Consider the following 14,005-nt stretch of genomic DNA (forward strand, 5'->3'; position numbering starts at 1 on the left):
CGGGCGAGCACACGACGGGCACGGCGCGGGCGACGTTCACCGCGGTGCCGCGGCGCCTGCCCGTGCTCGGCGGGCAGACCGTGGTCACCGCGGGGGCGGCCTTCGCGACCGCGGTCCTCGCGCTGGGGGCGTCGTGGCTCGCCACGGCCGGGGTGCGCGCGGCCGGCGGTCCCGGCGTCGACCTGGCGGTCCCCGGGACGACCCGCGCGCTCGCCGGGTTCGTCCTCGCCTCCGTCGCCGTCGCGCTGCTCGGGCTCGGCCTCGGTGCGCTCCTGCGCCGTCCCGCTGACGCGATCGTCGGCGGGATCGTCCTCGCGGTCGTCGGCGACCACCTCCTGGCCGCGAACCCCGGCCCGGTCACCGACACCGTCCGTGCCCTCCTGCCCTCGGCGGGGGCGCGGCTGCTGCAGGACGACGCCGCGCTCGCGGCGCTCGACGACGCGACGCGCGGACCGCGGCTCGGCGTCTGGGGCGGCGGGGTCGTCGTCGCGGCGTGGGTCGTGGTCGTGCTCGCGGCGGCGGCGTACCGGTTGCGGCGGCATGACGTCCGCTGACAGGCCCGCTCCGCCGGTGCCGTCCGGCGCGCCGCGGACCGGGCCGGAACCACCGGAGAGACGGCCGGACGCGCCTGCGGGACGGTCTGCCGCACCTGCGCACTGGCCCGACGCCGACCGGTGGGAGAGTGGGCCCGTGGTGATCCGACGCGCGCTCGCGGCCCGTGAGGTCCGGCGGGACGACGAGCCGCTCACCGAGGAGCAGGTGCGCGGCGCGAGCCCGGTCGCCCGGCTCGTCACCGCCCGGCCGTGGGTGATGGACGTCGCGGTCGCGGCCGTGATGGTCCTCGTCGGCCTGGTCGGGGCGGGGTTCGCGTGGGAGACCGTCGGGGGCGCCGTCGCCCTCGGGCTCTACCCGCTCGACTCGGGCGTCGAGGAGTCGGTCGTCACCACCTGGCTGCTGGGGACGGCCGTCGGGGCGACGCTGCTGCTGATGCGGCGCGCGCGACCGCTCACCGTGACCGCGCTGCTGACGGTCGCCGCGCTCGCGTCGCTCCTGGCGGACGGCGTGCTCGGCGTGCTCGGCGCCTGCCTGGCGTGCGCGCTCTACAGCGTCGCCGCCGAGCGGTCGGCGACGGTCGCGTGGACGACGTGCGGCGTCGTGCTCGCGGTCGTGACCGTCGCGCTGTGGCAGTGGCAGGACATCGGGCTCGTCGAGATCCTCGCGTGGTCCGGTACTCCCGTCATGGCGCCGGGGGAGTGGTCGCCGAACCTGTCCGAGCCGTCGTTCTCGCCGGGCCGCCGGTCGGGCTCGGTGCTGCTGCTGCTCGCGCTGCTCGTGCTCGGCGTCGCGGTCGGGTCCGCGGCCCGCGCGCGCCGGCTGCACGCCGCCGACCTCGTCGAGCGGTACCGCGCGCTGGCCCGCGAGCGCGACCAGAGCGCCGCCCTCGCACGCGCCGCCGAGCGCCAGCACATCGCGCGCGAGATGCACGACGTCGTCGCGCACAACCTCACGGTGATGGTCGCGCTCGCCGACGGCGCCGACGCCGCGTTCGAGCGCGCACCGGACCGGTCGCGCGAGGCCCTGCGCCAGGTGGGCCGCACGGGCCGGTCCGCGCTCGCCGACATGCAGCGGGTCCTGGGCGCGCTGTCGCCGGCCGGGGGCGACGGGACCGAGCCGACCGAGGTGGACCTGTCGACGGTCGTCGAGCGCTTCGCGGTGACCGGGGTCCCCGTCACGGCGACGGGCCTCGACACGACGCTCCCGCAGGACACCGCGGTGCGCCTGGCCGTCCTGCGGATCCTCGGCGAGGCGCTCACGAACGTCCTGCGGCACGCGCCGGGCGTCACGTCCGTCGAGGTCGCGGTGCGCCGCACCCCGACGACCGTCGAGGTCGACGTGCTCGACGGCGGCGGCACACGCACCGGGAGCGGCGGCGGCACCGGCCGTGGCATCGTCGGCATGCGCGAGCGCGCGGCCCTGCTCGGCGGGCACGTCGAGGCCGGTCCCCGGCCGGACGGCGGCTGGCGCGTGCACGCGGTGCTGCCGTGGTCCGACGACGAAGGAGACGCCCGATGACGACGGTCCTGCTCGTCGACGACCAGGCGCTGCTGCGCAGCGGCTTCCGGCTGGTCATCGAGTCCGAGCCCGACCTCGAGGTCGTCGGCGAGGCCGCCGACGGGCGCGTCGCGCTCGACCAGGTCGCCGCGCTCGCGCCCGACGTCGTGGTCATGGACGTCCGCATGCCCGGCATGGACGGCATCGAGGCGACCCGTCGGGTCGTCGCCGACCACCCGTCGTCGCGCGTGCTGGTGCTCACGACGTTCGACGTCGACGACCTCGCGTTCGCCGCGCTGCGCGCCGGGGCGTCGGGCTTCCTGCTCAAGACGGCCCGTCCCGCCGAGCTCGTCGACGCGATCCGCACGGTCGCGGACGGGACGTCCGTCGTCGCGCCGCGCGTGCTGCGGCGCATGCTCGACCTGTTCGCTCCCCACCTTCCGGCCGGGCAGGCGCCGGACCCGGGCGGCGCGGCGCTCGACCCGCGCCTGAGCGCGCTGACCCCGCGCGAGCTCGACGTCCTGCGGCTCATCGCCGAGGGCGCGTCGAACGTCGAGATCGCGACCGAGCTGTTCGTCTCCGAGGCCACGGTCAAGACGCACGTCGGGAACGTGTTCGCCAAGCTCGGCGCGCGCGACCGCGTGCAGGCGGTGATCCTCGCGTACGAGTGCGGCCTGGCCGGGAGCGGCGCGGCGCGTCGCTGACGCGCCCGCGTGCGGCGTCAGCGGTACCGGGCGACGAGCGCCGCGCCGGTCGCGGCCAGGTGCTCGCGCACGCCCGGCGGGCCGACGACCTCGACCCACGCGACGAGTCCCGCGAGCTCGCCCGCGACCGTGCGCTCGTCGCGACCCCGGACCACGACCTCGACGCGCCCGTCGGCCGTGGCCGCGCCCACGTCGAGCCGACCCCCGAACCCGATCCGCAGCACGTCGAGGCCGTCGGATGTGCACAGCGCCCGGACCGTGAGCGGCGTGCGTCGTCGGTCCACCTCGTCGGCGACCGCGCGCCACGCGGCGGCCAGGTCGAAGTCGTCGGGCCGCCGCACGGGGTCGTCGGTCGGCTCGACCGTGGACACGCGGTCGACCCGGAACGTGCGGCGCCCGACCGCGGTGTCGCCGACGAGGTACCAGGACGCGCCCTGCGCGACGAGGCCGAGCGGGTGGACGGTCCGCGTGCTCGCGGCGCCCGCGGCGTCCACGTAGCCGAGGCGCACCTGCACGCCGCGGACCACGGCGTCCTGCACCGCGTCGAGGTGGTCGGGGGTGCGGTGCTCGACGTGCGCCCAGCCCCACCCGCGCGGGTCGACGACGACCGACGAGGACGCCGCCTCGGCCTGGTCGCGGAACGGCTCGGGCAGGGCGCGGACGAGCTTGCGCAGCGCGCTTCGCACGGCCGGCGTGACCGCCGACGCCGGTCCGGCGACGAGGAACAGCGCCCGGACCTCGGCCGCGGTCAACCCGGTCAGGTCGGTCCGTGCCCCGCCGACCAGCCGCCAGCCGCCGCCGCGGCCCTGCACCGAGTACACGGGGACGCCGGCCGTGCCGAGCGCGTCGAGGTCGCGGCGCGCCGTGCGCTCGGACACCTCGAGCTCGCGCGCGACCTCGGCCGCGGTCACGTGCTCGCGGCGCTGCAGCAGCAGGAGGAGGGCCATGAGCCGGTCGGCGCGCACGTGCCGAGACTGGCAGGAAACCGGTCATGAGATGGCCGGTTCTGCCGGTCAGCATGACGCCATGACCACACAGGCAGGTGCACCGACCGTCCCGACCGACCTCCCCGAGCCCACGCTCGTCGCCGTGAACGGCGTCGAGCTCGAGGTGGTCGAGGCCGGCCCACGGGGAGGGCGTGCCGTCGTCCTCTGCCACGGCTGGCCCGAGCACGCCTACTCCTGGCGCCATCAGGTCCCCGCGCTCGCGGCGGCCGGCTACCACGTGATCGTGCCCAACCAGCGCGGCTACGGCGCCTCGTCGTGCCCCACCGAGGTCACCGAGTACGACCTCGTGCACCTGACGGGCGACCTCGTCGCGCTCCTCGACCACTACGGCCACGAGGACGCGACGTTCGTCGGCCACGACTGGGGTGCGTTCGTCGTGTGGGGCCTGGCGCTGCTGCACCCGCGCCGCGTGAACGGCGTGGTCGCCCTGAGCCTTCCGTACCAGGAGCGTGGCGAGCGGCCGTGGGTCGAGGTCATGGAGGAGGTGCTCGGCGAGGACTTCTACGTCGTCCACTTCAACCGTCGCCCGGGCGTCGCGGCCGCCGTCTTCGACGAGGACCCCGCGCGGTTCCTCCGCAACCTCTACCGGGTCGACGTGCCGCCCGCGCCGCCCGGGGCGGGCATGACGCTCGTCGACCTGGCCCGTGCGGAGAACCCGCCCGGAGCGCCGCTCCTGAGCGACGACGACCTCTCCGTGTTCGTGTCCGCCTTCGCGCGCACCGGGTTCACCGGCAGCGTGAGCTGGTACCGCAACCTCGACCGCAACTGGCACCTGCTCGCCGACGTCGACCCGGTCGTCCGGCAGCCCGCGCTCATGGTCTACGGCGCCCGGGACACGATCGCGCCCGCGCCGCACCTCTCGACGTTCGTGCCGCGCGTCGAGGTCGTCACGCTCGACAGCGGCCACTGGATCCAGCAGGAGCGGCCGGAGGAGACGACCGCTCTCCTCCTCGCGTGGCTCGCGCAGCAGGACCGCACCGCGTAGCACGCGTCGGGCGGGCGTCGCGCGGGGCCTCGGGTTTTCGCGCGACGCCCGCCTGGTCGCTCGCCAGGATGGCGGGTGATGGACGAGATCGAGATCGTGGTCGCTCACCGGCAGCGCACGACGCTGCGCGTCGGCGACCTGTTCCTCAAGGTCGACGCGCACCCGACACGCACCGCCGTCGAGGTGCGGGCCATGGCGCTCGCACCCGTCCCGACCCCCACGGTCGTCTGGCACCAGCCGCCCGTGCTCGCGATCGCCGCCGTGCCCGGCCGCGCGCTCGGCGTGCTCGGCGAGCCGTCGCCGGCGTCGTCGGCCGCGTGGGCGGCGACCGGTGCGGCCGTCCGCCGGCTGCACGACGCCCCGCTGCCTCCGTGGCCGGGTGTCGCGCTCGACGACGTGCGGGCGGAGCTCGACCGCGAGTGCGCGTGGCTGCTCGAGCATGCGGTCCTGCCCGCCGACGTCATCGGCCTCAACCGGGACATCGCCGAGGCGGCGCTCCGGCCACGCCCGCCCACGTTCGTGCACGGCGACCTGCAGCTCACGCACGTGTTCGTCGAGGGTGACGAGGTCGTCGGGGTCATCGACTGGTCCGAGGCCGGACCGGGCGACCCGATGGCCGACCTCGCCACCCTGACCCTCGGGCACGAGGAGCGGCTCGACGACCTGCTCGACGGCTACGGACCCGGCGCCGACCGCGACGTGATCCGCGCGTGGTGGTCGCTGCGCAGCCTCGTCGCGTCGCGGTGGCTGATCGAGCACGGCTTCGACCCGGACGCGCCGGGCTGCGAGCTCGACGTCCTCCGGGCCCGCGCCCGCGAGGCGGGGGACGGGCGCCAGGGCGGGACGCGGTGAGCACCGCGGCCGGCGGCGCGAGAAGGCCGTTCGTCCTGGTCACCGGGGCCTTCGGGTCCCAGGATGGACCCGTGGGTGACCGGGAGACCTGGGTGAGCACGACGCACGACTGGGCGGCGTCGGTCGACGTGGCGCACCTCGCGGACGCCCGTGAGCGAGCGGCCGACCTCGCACCCGGCGGCGTGCTGCACCTGGTGCTCGAGGTGCTCGCCTACGCGTCCGAGGAGGCCACCGAGCGCGGCGGCGGCCGGTGCCGCGTGACGTTCCGGTCCGACGGCTCGGTGAGCGTCGCCGACGACGGCCGGGGCACGGACACGCGCCTCGACGAGCGCGGTCGCCCGGTGCGCAAGCCGGTGATGTCGACGCGTGACCTGCGCGTGTTCGACGCGGTCGACGGGCCGGTGCTGCCGGACGGTCACCCGCGTCGCGGCGTCTCGGTCGTCTCGGCCCTGAGCGACTGGCTCGTGCACCGCAACCGGCGCAGCCACGGGTCGTGGGAGCAGCGCTACGAGCGGGGCGTCCCGGTCACGGACCTGGTGCCGGTCGAGCCCGACGGCACGACGGGCACCACCGTCACGTTCCTGCCGGGGCCGCTCGTCCAGCCGTCGCCCGGCGACCTGACCCCGGACGTCATCGCGTCGTTGCGGGACTGGCCGGACCTGACCGTCGAGGTCGTCGACGAGCGGCCGGTCGCGCCCTAGCGGAGCGGCGCCCCGACGTCGTGGGCGCCGTCGGTCGCCGGACCGACCAGCGCGAGCTCGGGTGCGCGGCGACGCCACCGGCGGTCCAGGAGCGGCTCGACGACCAGCACCGCGACGACCGAGGCGGCGGCGAGCACCGCGACGCGTCCGTCCGCGGCGGCCCGCACCGCGAGCACCCCGCCGGCGATCGCGACGGCCGGTCGCAGGAAGGTCCCGGGCCCGAGCACGACGGCGGTCGCGAGGAAGCGGTGCCGCCAGTCGAGGAGCGCGTACGCGCCGACGGCCAGGAGCACCACGACGGCGTACGGCACGTACACGGTGAGCATCGCGATGCCGGCGCGGACGTAGGCGTCGAGGGCCGACGGCCGGGCGACGACGTCGAGGGAGGCCCCGAGCACCACCGGCCCCAGGACGACCGCCGTGGCCGCCGCGCCGTGCAGCTGGGACCGCAGGCGAGCGCGCGGCAGGTGGACCCGCCCGTCCCGCCCGTGCGCGGAGCGGAACCCGCTGAACGCGCCGTCGAGCAACGCAAGCACCAGCAGAGCACCGGCCACGACAGCCACGCCCACCGCCCCCGCGGCGCTCGCGGCTCCTGCCGCGCTCACCGCGAGGACCGCCGCGCTCCCGGCTCCCGCCGCACGCCGGTGACGGGCCGCAGCGCCGCGTGCACGCGGGGCCGCAGCCGACGGCCGTCGGTGACCGTGACGTCGTAGCCGGGGGCGCCCTGCCGGGCGGCGTCGAGCAGGACCGCTCCCGGGTGGGCGCGCCGGACGGACAGCACGCCGTCGTGCCGGGACACGGGCTCCCGCATGCGCGCGCGGTGGAACATCCACGCGGCCGCGGTGGACAACGGGTCGGGATCCGGGTCGACGTGCGCGAAGACGGCGACGCCGAGGGTCGCCTGGGCGGCGAAGAACGCGGGCAGCTCGTCGGGGGAGAGGTGGTGCAGCAGCCCGACGGACATCACGATCGTGCGGTCCGGGTCGTCGACGACGCCGCCGGGGGCGAACGCGTCGCCCGCGACGAACCGGCAGGTCGCGTCGTCGGCCCTGTCGGCCCGTGCGAGCCGGCGCGCGGCCTCGACGAGCACAGGGTTGAGGTCCGCGCCGACCAGCTCGACGCCCGGGCCGAGCGCGCCGCTGTGCGCGAGCCACCGCACCAGGTAGCCGATCCCGCAGCCCACGTCGACGACCCGTACGGGGCGGTCCGGGTCCTGCGCGCGCCAGTGCTCGACCCACGGCCGCAGCAGCTCGGCGCACCGTCGGGGCTGCTGCAGCTCCTCCTCGAGACGCTGGAGCTCGCAGTGGATCCGCACGAGCAGGGCGTCGACAGCCCGCTCGTCGAGCACGCCGCCCGCACGCACGGGGAGACGAGACGCGAGCCGAGCCGCCCGGCCCTGCCCGCGGACGCGCAGCTCGTCGACGACGTCGGCCCGCCGGACCGGCACCCGCCGACCGTCCTCGACGCGCACCAGGAGGTCGGTCACCTCGAGCGGCCGGGGCCGCGCGGGCGTGGTCGTCGGGGCGCGCACGCCGCCCAGCATGGCGCAGGCCGGGCGTCTCCACCGCGGTCCCGCGGGTGGTGAGACGCCCGGCCCGGAGCCGGTCAGGACGCGGTCAGCGACCCATGATCGCGTCGATGATGCCCTGCTGGGTCACCGTCGCGGACGCCCGGTCGAACAGCGCGAACCCGTACTGGCCGTTGTGCCCGTTGTCCCAGTAGGCGGTCGCGGCGCCGTACTTCGCGGCGGTCGCGACCAGGGCGCGCGCGTAGTCGGCGCGGTACCGGTTGTTCGCGGCGTCGAACGCCGTCTTGTCGATCGAGCCGTACTCGCCGACGAAGACCGGGTAGCCCTTCGACGTGAACGCGTCGTACGTCTTCTTGAGCTGCGCGTCCATGAAGTCCTGCTGGCCCCACGAGGTCTTCTTCGACGGGTCGGTCGCGTTCGGGCCCCACTGCGTGTAGGTGCCGTTCTCCGCGCCGGTGAAGTCCCACGGGTCGTAGTAGTGGACCGAGATCATGAGCCGCTTCTCCGTGCTGGGGATCGCCGACGAGCGGTACTGGTCGGTCGGGATGACGAACCCGTAGCCGCCGGTCGTGTAGTCGATGTTGGTGTTCCAGCCCGGCACGAGCAGCCAGCGCGACGCGTTGTTGCCGCCGGTCTTGCGGACGGTGTCGACGAAGATCTGGTTGTACGCGTTGATGTTCGAGTAGCAGGGCTGCGTGGGGTTGCCGTACTGCCCGTCGAAGTTCTCGTTCATCGACTCGAGGATCAGACGGCCGCCGTACGTCGTGAACTCGGACGCGACCTGCTGCCAGACCTTCTGGTACTTCTCCTTGATCGCGGTCTGCGAGGCCGCGTCGCAGATGAGCCACGAGCCGCTCACGCTCTTGTACCCGTCGCCGTGCATGTTGATGACGACGTACAGCCCGCGGTCGTAGGCGAGGTCGACGACCTGCTGGATCCGGTCGAGCCACGCGGCGTCGACCGTGTAGCTCGGCGCGGGGCCGATCTTGGCCAGGTACGAGACCGGGATGCGGACCGTCGAGAAGCCCGCGGCCTTGACGCGGTCGAGCAGCGCTCCGGTGATGACGGGGTTGCCCCACGCGGTCTCGCTCGGCACGCCGTTGATGTTCGCCTCGAGCTGGTTGCCGAGGTTCCAGCCCTTGCCCATCGCGGTGACGAGCTGTGCGGCGGTGCCGCCGACCGGCCCGGTGGTCGTCGTGGGCGTCGGGGTCGGCCGCGGCGTCTGGGTGGACGTGGGCGTCGGGGTGGGCGACGTGGTCGGCGTGCTGGTCGGGGTGACCGGGCTGCCGGTGCACGCGACGCCGTTGAGCGTGAACGCGGTCGGCGCGGGGTTGGACCCGGACCACGTGCCGTTGAAGCCGAACGACGCGGTGCCGCCCGTGCCGATCGACCCGTTCCAGGCCGCGTTCCGCACGGAGACGGCGGCGCCGGACTGCGTGACCGACCCGTTCCACAGCTGGGCGACGGTCTGACCGGCACCGAACGAGAAGCGGACGTCCCACGACGAGACGGGGTCACCGAGGTTGGTGACGCGGATGTCGGCGCCGAAGCCGCTCTGCCACTGGTTCGTGACGGCGTAGTCGACGCGGCAGCCGGCCGCGGCGCTCGCCTGGTCGGCAACGACCAGCGAGCCGGCGACGGCGACCGCCGCAGCCGCGGCGACGGACAGCACGTGGCGAAGCGAGCGCACGGGACTTCCTCTCGGACGGGGCGGCCGAGGGCAGGGCGGCCCCGGCGACGGACTCGCAGCCCACCAGACGGCGCCCGTGCGCGCAGCCGTCGAAACGCTTCACCTCGCAAGCGGTTCGACGGAGGTCCGCCCGCGTCAGGCCGCGGTGCCCAGCACGACGACGGCCGTCGCGGTGACATCGAACGGAGGCGCGCCGAACCGCTCGGCCGCCCGCTGTCGAACCGCATGTCGCACGTCGTCGTCGAGCGTCGCGAGGTACGCCCCCGCCGGCCCGACGGCCAGGAGGAACGGGTCCCACCACTCCGCGAACGACGCGAACGTGAGTGTGACCGGCACCTCCACCACCCGCAGGTCGACGAGCCCGGCCGTCGCGCACAGCTCCTCGACGTGCTCCTCGACCCACAGCAGGTCGCTGCTCTCGCTCACGCGGCCGGTGTCGACGTCGCGCACCGCCCGCCAGAACGTCGACGCGGCGCCACGGTCGTGCACGTGGTCCCAGACGCTCACCGCCACCCGACCACCCGGCCGCGTGACGCGCCGCATCTCGGTCAGGCCGGCGACGGGGTCGGACATGAACGTCACCACGAGGCTCGCGACCGCGACGTCGAACGTGTCGTCGTCGAACGGCAGGTCCTCGGCGCCGCCGAGCCGCACGTCGACGCCCGGGAGCCGCTCGCGCACGGCCGCGACGAACGGCTCGGTCGGGTCGACCGCGCTGACCGCGTCGGCACCGAGCGTCTCGACGAGCACCTCCGTGACGACGCCGGGACCGCACCCCACGTCGACGGCCCGCTGCCCGGGCCGCACGTCGAGCAGCTCGACGACGCGGCGCGCGAGCGGACGGGAGAACCGGCCCATGAACCGGTCGTACGCGTCGGCGCCCGCCCCGAACCCCACGGGACGACGGTAGGACCGTCAGCCCGCGGCGGGTAGGGGGCGGCTCACTGCGGGGGCTCCTGGTAGAGCCCGACGACGCTCCCGCCCGGGTCGCGGAACCGCGCCGTCAGCTCGCCCGGGTCGCCGCCGGGCGGCTCGACGATCGCGCACCCCTCGGCCGTCACGCGCTCGACGGCCGCCGCCAGGTCGTCGACCCAGACGTACACGAGCACCCCGGGCGGCGTCGGCTCGCGGTGCGGCACCCAGTGCCCGCTGACCTCGTCCGTCGCGTCCTCGAAGAACCAGGTCCCGTGCGCCTCGCGGACCTTCCAGCCGAAGACGCGTGCGTAGAACTCCGCCGACGTCCGCGGGTCGACCGCGGGCAGCTCGACGTGGCAGATCTTGCCGTGTCCCAGGGTCGTCATGGCGATCGCCTCCGGTTCATGGTCGCGACGCCGCCCCCCGCGCGTCCAGGGGGTCGACGTCGCGACCGCCTGGCGTCAGGCGTAGAAGCCGTCGCGCAGGTTGATGCCGTGCTCGAGCCAGGCCTTGAGCGCCGCGAGCATGCCGGTCCAGCCGGCGCAGTTGCCGAAGGCGCTCTTCGCGCCGTCCGGCGTGGGCAGCCACGACGACTCGGTGATGGTGACGAGCGTGCGGGTGTCGCCGTCGAGCGGCTCGAGCTCGAACGTCGTCCGCGTCGTCCCGGCGTCGCCGGTGGTCGCCTCGCCGCCCCACTCGACGACGATCCGGCGCGGCGGGTCGGCCTCGACGACCGTGACGGGGAAGCCGCCGGGGAAGTCGTGGAACTCCCAGGTGACGACCGCCCCGGTCTCCAGACGGCCGCGGGCGCCGCCGGTCGTGAAGTACCGGGACAGCTGCTCCGGGTCGGCGATCGCCTCGTAGACCTCCGCGCAGGGGCGGCTCACGCGGCCGGAGACGGTGAAGGACAGCGCGTCGAGACGCTCGGTGTCATTCATGTTGTACTTTTATCACATGTCTGCACCGGCTGACCAGACCTCCGACGACGACCGGGTGTTCAAGGCCCTCGCGTCGCCCGTGCGGCGCCGGATGCTCGACGCGCTCAAGGAGTCGCCGCACACGACGGGGTCGCTGTGCGCGCTGCTGCCGGACCTGGACCGGACCACGGTGCTCCAGCACCTGCGCGTGCTCGAGGCGGCCGACCTCGTGACCGGGCGCAAGGTCGGGCGCGAGCGGCACCTGACGCTCGCGCCGCTGCCGATCAAGCGCATCCACGACCGCTGGATCAGCGACTACACCCGCGCCGCCGTCGAGCTCCTGGACCGCCTCGACCGCCCCGACGACGCGTAGCGCGGCCGTCGCGCGAGTCACGTCAGCGTCGTCAGCACCCCGCCGTCGGCGCGCAGGGCCGCTCCGTTGGTCGCGGAGGAGAGCGGGCTCGCCAGGTAGGCCGCGAGGTGCGCGATCTCGCGCGGCTCGATGAACCGCTGGAGGAGCGACGTCCGGTTGCCGGCGGCGATCGCGTCCTTCATCTGGTCGGGCGTCACGCCCTGGGCCGCGGCCACCTGCGCGACGGTGGCCGCGACGCCGTCGGAGAAGGTCGGTCCGCCGAGGATCGTGTTCACGGTGACGCCGGTGCCCCGCGTGCGCTTCGCGAGGCCGTTGCCGAGCGCGATCATCCCGGCCTTGGTGAACCCGTAGTGCAGCATGTCGGCCGGCACGTCCACCCCCGACTCGCTGCTGACGAAGATCACGCGACCCCAGCCGCGCGCGAGCATGCCGGGCAGCAGGTGCCGCGAGAGCCGGACGCCGCTCATGACGTTGACCTCGAAGTAGCGCTGCCAGTCGTCGTCGGTGAGGTGCTCGAACGCGGCGAGCTCGAACACGCCGACGTTGTTCACGAGGACGTCGACGTCGCCCAGGTCGTCCAGGAGCCGACGGACCTGCGACGCGTCCGCGAAGTCGGCGGCGAGCGCCGAGACCTCCGCACCCGGCACCTCGGCCTCGAGCCGGCGCACGGCCGCGGCCGCGCGCTCGGCATCCCTGCCGTTGATCACGACCGACGCGCCCTCGTCGAGCAAGGCTCGCGCGACGGCGAAGCCGATGCCTTGCGTCGACCCGCTCACGAAGGCCCGCCTGCCCGTCAGCCGCAGATCCATGCTGTCCTCACATCCCGATGTATCACTTTCCTGATCAAGTGAACCGTAGGCGTGATCACTTTCCTGATCAAGTCGCAACGGCTCCCGGACGGCCCGCGGTCCCGTACGCTGCACGCATGCCGGACCCCGCCGACCCGCCGGTCCTCAGCGGCGAGGACCTCGAGACCTGGTCCTCTCTGGCCACCGTGCTGGAGTGGTTGCCGGCCGCGCTCGACGCGCAGCTGCAGCGCGACGCCGAGCTGTCGCACTTCGAGTACGGCATCCTCTTCGCGCTCGACGACGCCCCGGACCGCACGCTCCGCATGAGCGTCCTGGCCGGGTACGCCAACAGCTCGCTCTCCCGGCTCTCGCGCGCGGTGGCCCGGCTCGAGTCGCGCGCCTGGGTGCGTCGCGCCCCCGACCCGGCCGACGGGCGCTACACCCTCGCCTCGCTGACCGACCTCGGTGCGGAGAAGCTCCACGAGGCCACCCCCGGCCACGTCCGCACGGTGCACCGTCTGGTCCTCGACCCCCTCACGCAGGCGCAGGCCCGGCAGCTGCGCGACATCAGCCGGCGGATCACGCGCGCGATGCGCGACGACGAGGGATGGACGCCGTCGTCGGCGCGGGCGCGCCCGGACGACGGCGCACGTCAGCCCCGCTGAGGCGGGCGCCGCGACGAGGCAGGGCGGACGTCGGCCCCCGGTTGGGGGGAGACTGGTGGGCAGCACCATCCATGAACGAGGAGTGAGCCGTGCCCCAGGGAACTGTCCGTTGGTTCGACGCCGAGCGAGGCTTCGGCTTCCTCGACCTCGGGGACGGAGCCGACGACCTGTTCGTCCACGCGTCCGAGATCGTCGGCGACGACGGGCCGCGGGTGCTCCGCGAGGGGCAGCAGGTCGAGTTCGAGGCCGGTGAGGGCGACCGCGGTCCCGTCGCACGACGCGTCCGCGTCATCGGCGGCGTGGCCGCCGACGCCGCGCTCGGCGTGCTCGGCACCGTCAGCTGGTACGAGCCCGCCAAGGGCTACGGGTTCGTCGCCCCCGACGGCGGCGGCGCCGAGATCTTCCTGCACAGCTCGGCCATCGTCGGCGGCGGCGTGGTCGCGGAGGGGCAGCGCGTCGCGTTCCTCGTCGTGCCGGGGGAAAAGGGCCCGCAGGCAGACCACCTGCTCCCGCTCGGTGCCGAGGCCGCCGGGGCGGCCGCTGCCGACGACGGGGCCGACGGCACGGTCACCTGGTACGACCCCGACAAGGGCTTCGGGTTCGTCGCCCAGGACGCCGGCGGCGACGACGTGTTCGTCCACGCGCGCTCGCTGACCGGTGGGCTGAGCGAGCTCGTCGAGGGCGACCGCGTGACCTACGACGTCGAGCCCGGCGAGCGCGGACCGCAGGCCCGCGACGTCCGGCTCGTCGGCGGACGCCCGCGTCGGAGCGCACCCGCGGCGCCGGCCCGCGGGCGGTCGGGCCCGCACTCGGGCGGCGGTGCACCCG

Annotated in this window: 17 protein-coding genes; 9 read left to right on the top strand and 8 right to left on the bottom strand. The window is 75.0% G+C overall.

Translation table 11 applies throughout. From position 1 onward, the window contains the following. The 3 genes from CTKZ_RS01290 to CTKZ_RS01300 form a co-directional block, all read left to right on the top strand. Positions 1-554: hypothetical protein (locus tag CTKZ_RS01290; protein WP_124341235.1), on the top strand; the 554-nt coding region annotated here is incomplete at its 5' end. A 136-nt stretch (positions 555-690) separates the two neighbouring features. Further along, positions 691-2,073: a sensor histidine kinase gene (locus CTKZ_RS01295; protein ID WP_235843114.1), complete on the top strand. Its 1,383-nt coding sequence runs from the start codon at positions 691-693 to the stop codon at positions 2,071-2,073. Further along, positions 2,070-2,756 carry a response regulator gene (locus CTKZ_RS01300; protein WP_124341237.1) on the top strand — a complete coding sequence of 229 codons (687 nt, stop codon included), beginning with the start codon at positions 2,070-2,072 and terminating at the stop codon, positions 2,754-2,756. The genes CTKZ_RS01295 and CTKZ_RS01300 overlap by 4 nt, the downstream gene beginning before the upstream one ends. Before the next feature lie 17 nt (positions 2,757-2,773). Here CTKZ_RS01300 and CTKZ_RS01305 read toward each other — a convergent pair whose 3' ends face one another. Continuing rightward, positions 2,774-3,721 carry a helix-turn-helix transcriptional regulator gene (locus CTKZ_RS01305; protein WP_124341238.1) on the bottom strand — a complete coding sequence of 316 codons (948 nt, stop codon included), beginning with the start codon at positions 3,719-3,721 and terminating at the stop codon, positions 2,774-2,776. A gap of 61 nt (positions 3,722-3,782) precedes the next feature. Here CTKZ_RS01305 and CTKZ_RS01310 point away from each other — a divergent pair, with 61 nt between their 5' ends. From CTKZ_RS01310 to CTKZ_RS01320, 3 genes are all read left to right on the top strand, one after another. Beyond that, positions 3,783-4,748, top strand: coding sequence for an alpha/beta fold hydrolase (locus tag CTKZ_RS01310; protein ID WP_124341239.1), 966 nt, complete (start codon positions 3,783-3,785; stop codon positions 4,746-4,748). 78 nt (positions 4,749-4,826) lie between these two features. Continuing rightward, on the top strand, positions 4,827-5,600 hold the full coding sequence (locus CTKZ_RS01315) for a phosphotransferase family protein (protein WP_124341240.1): 774 nt from the start codon (positions 4,827-4,829) through the stop codon (positions 5,598-5,600). A 71-nt stretch (positions 5,601-5,671) separates the two neighbouring features. Continuing rightward, a complete protein-coding gene (locus tag CTKZ_RS01320) occupies positions 5,672-6,301 on the top strand; it encodes an ATP-binding protein (RefSeq protein WP_124341241.1) in 630 nt (209 codons plus the stop codon). On the opposite strand, the gene CTKZ_RS01325 is transcribed toward CTKZ_RS01320, so the two are convergent. The 6 genes from CTKZ_RS01325 to CTKZ_RS01350 form a co-directional block, all read right to left on the bottom strand. Next, positions 6,298-6,906, bottom strand: coding sequence for a hypothetical protein (locus tag CTKZ_RS01325; RefSeq protein WP_124341242.1), 609 nt, complete (start codon positions 6,904-6,906; stop codon positions 6,298-6,300). The two genes, CTKZ_RS01320 and CTKZ_RS01325, sit on opposite strands and share 4 nt — an antisense overlap. After that, on the bottom strand, positions 6,903-7,832 hold the full coding sequence (locus CTKZ_RS01330; RefSeq protein WP_160142795.1) for a methyltransferase domain-containing protein: 930 nt from the start codon (positions 7,830-7,832) through the stop codon (positions 6,903-6,905). The genes CTKZ_RS01325 and CTKZ_RS01330 overlap by 4 nt, the downstream gene beginning before the upstream one ends. 85 nt (positions 7,833-7,917) lie before the next feature. Continuing rightward, the gene (locus CTKZ_RS01335) at positions 7,918-9,519 is read right to left on the bottom strand and encodes a cellulase family glycosylhydrolase (protein WP_124341244.1); all 1,602 of its coding nucleotides are present in this window, start codon (positions 9,517-9,519) and stop codon (positions 7,918-7,920) included. Between the two features lie 135 nt (positions 9,520-9,654). Continuing rightward, the gene (locus CTKZ_RS01340) at positions 9,655-10,416 is read right to left on the bottom strand and encodes a class I SAM-dependent methyltransferase (RefSeq protein WP_235843115.1); all 762 of its coding nucleotides are present in this window, start codon (positions 10,414-10,416) and stop codon (positions 9,655-9,657) included. Positions 10,417-10,460: 44 nt separating this feature from the next. Next, the gene (locus CTKZ_RS01345) at positions 10,461-10,820 is read right to left on the bottom strand and encodes a VOC family protein (RefSeq protein ID WP_124341245.1); all 360 of its coding nucleotides are present in this window, start codon (positions 10,818-10,820) and stop codon (positions 10,461-10,463) included. Between the two features lie 75 nt (positions 10,821-10,895). Further along, positions 10,896-11,372, bottom strand: coding sequence for an SRPBCC family protein (locus tag CTKZ_RS01350; protein ID WP_124341246.1), 477 nt, complete (start codon positions 11,370-11,372; stop codon positions 10,896-10,898). Positions 11,373-11,388: 16 nt separating this feature from the next. Between CTKZ_RS01350 and CTKZ_RS01355 the strand changes: the two genes are divergently transcribed. Then, positions 11,389-11,724 (top strand): ArsR/SmtB family transcription factor, encoded by a 336-nt coding sequence (locus CTKZ_RS01355; protein ID WP_200829602.1) that lies wholly within the window; start codon positions 11,389-11,391, stop codon positions 11,722-11,724. Between the two features lie 17 nt (positions 11,725-11,741). Here the strand turns inward: CTKZ_RS01355 and CTKZ_RS01360 are convergent, their stop codons facing one another. Next, entirely contained in the window at positions 11,742-12,533 is a 792-nt protein-coding gene (locus CTKZ_RS01360; RefSeq protein WP_124341248.1) for an SDR family NAD(P)-dependent oxidoreductase, read from the bottom strand. A gap of 116 nt (positions 12,534-12,649) precedes the next feature. Here CTKZ_RS01360 and CTKZ_RS01365 point away from each other — a divergent pair, with 116 nt between their 5' ends. Together CTKZ_RS01365 and CTKZ_RS01370 are read left to right on the top strand one after the other, a co-directional pair. Beyond that, the gene (locus tag CTKZ_RS01365) at positions 12,650-13,177 is read left to right on the top strand and encodes a MarR family winged helix-turn-helix transcriptional regulator (protein ID WP_124341249.1); all 528 of its coding nucleotides are present in this window, start codon (positions 12,650-12,652) and stop codon (positions 13,175-13,177) included. A gap of 89 nt (positions 13,178-13,266) precedes the next feature. Then, a partial coding sequence (locus CTKZ_RS01370; protein WP_124341250.1) for a cold-shock protein occupies positions 13,267-14,005 on the top strand: 739 nt, incomplete at its 3' end.

It is taken from the genome of Cellulomonas algicola, assembly GCF_003851725.1.
In the GTDB taxonomy this organism is placed as follows: domain Bacteria; phylum Actinomycetota; class Actinomycetes; order Actinomycetales; family Cellulomonadaceae; genus Cellulomonas; species Cellulomonas algicola.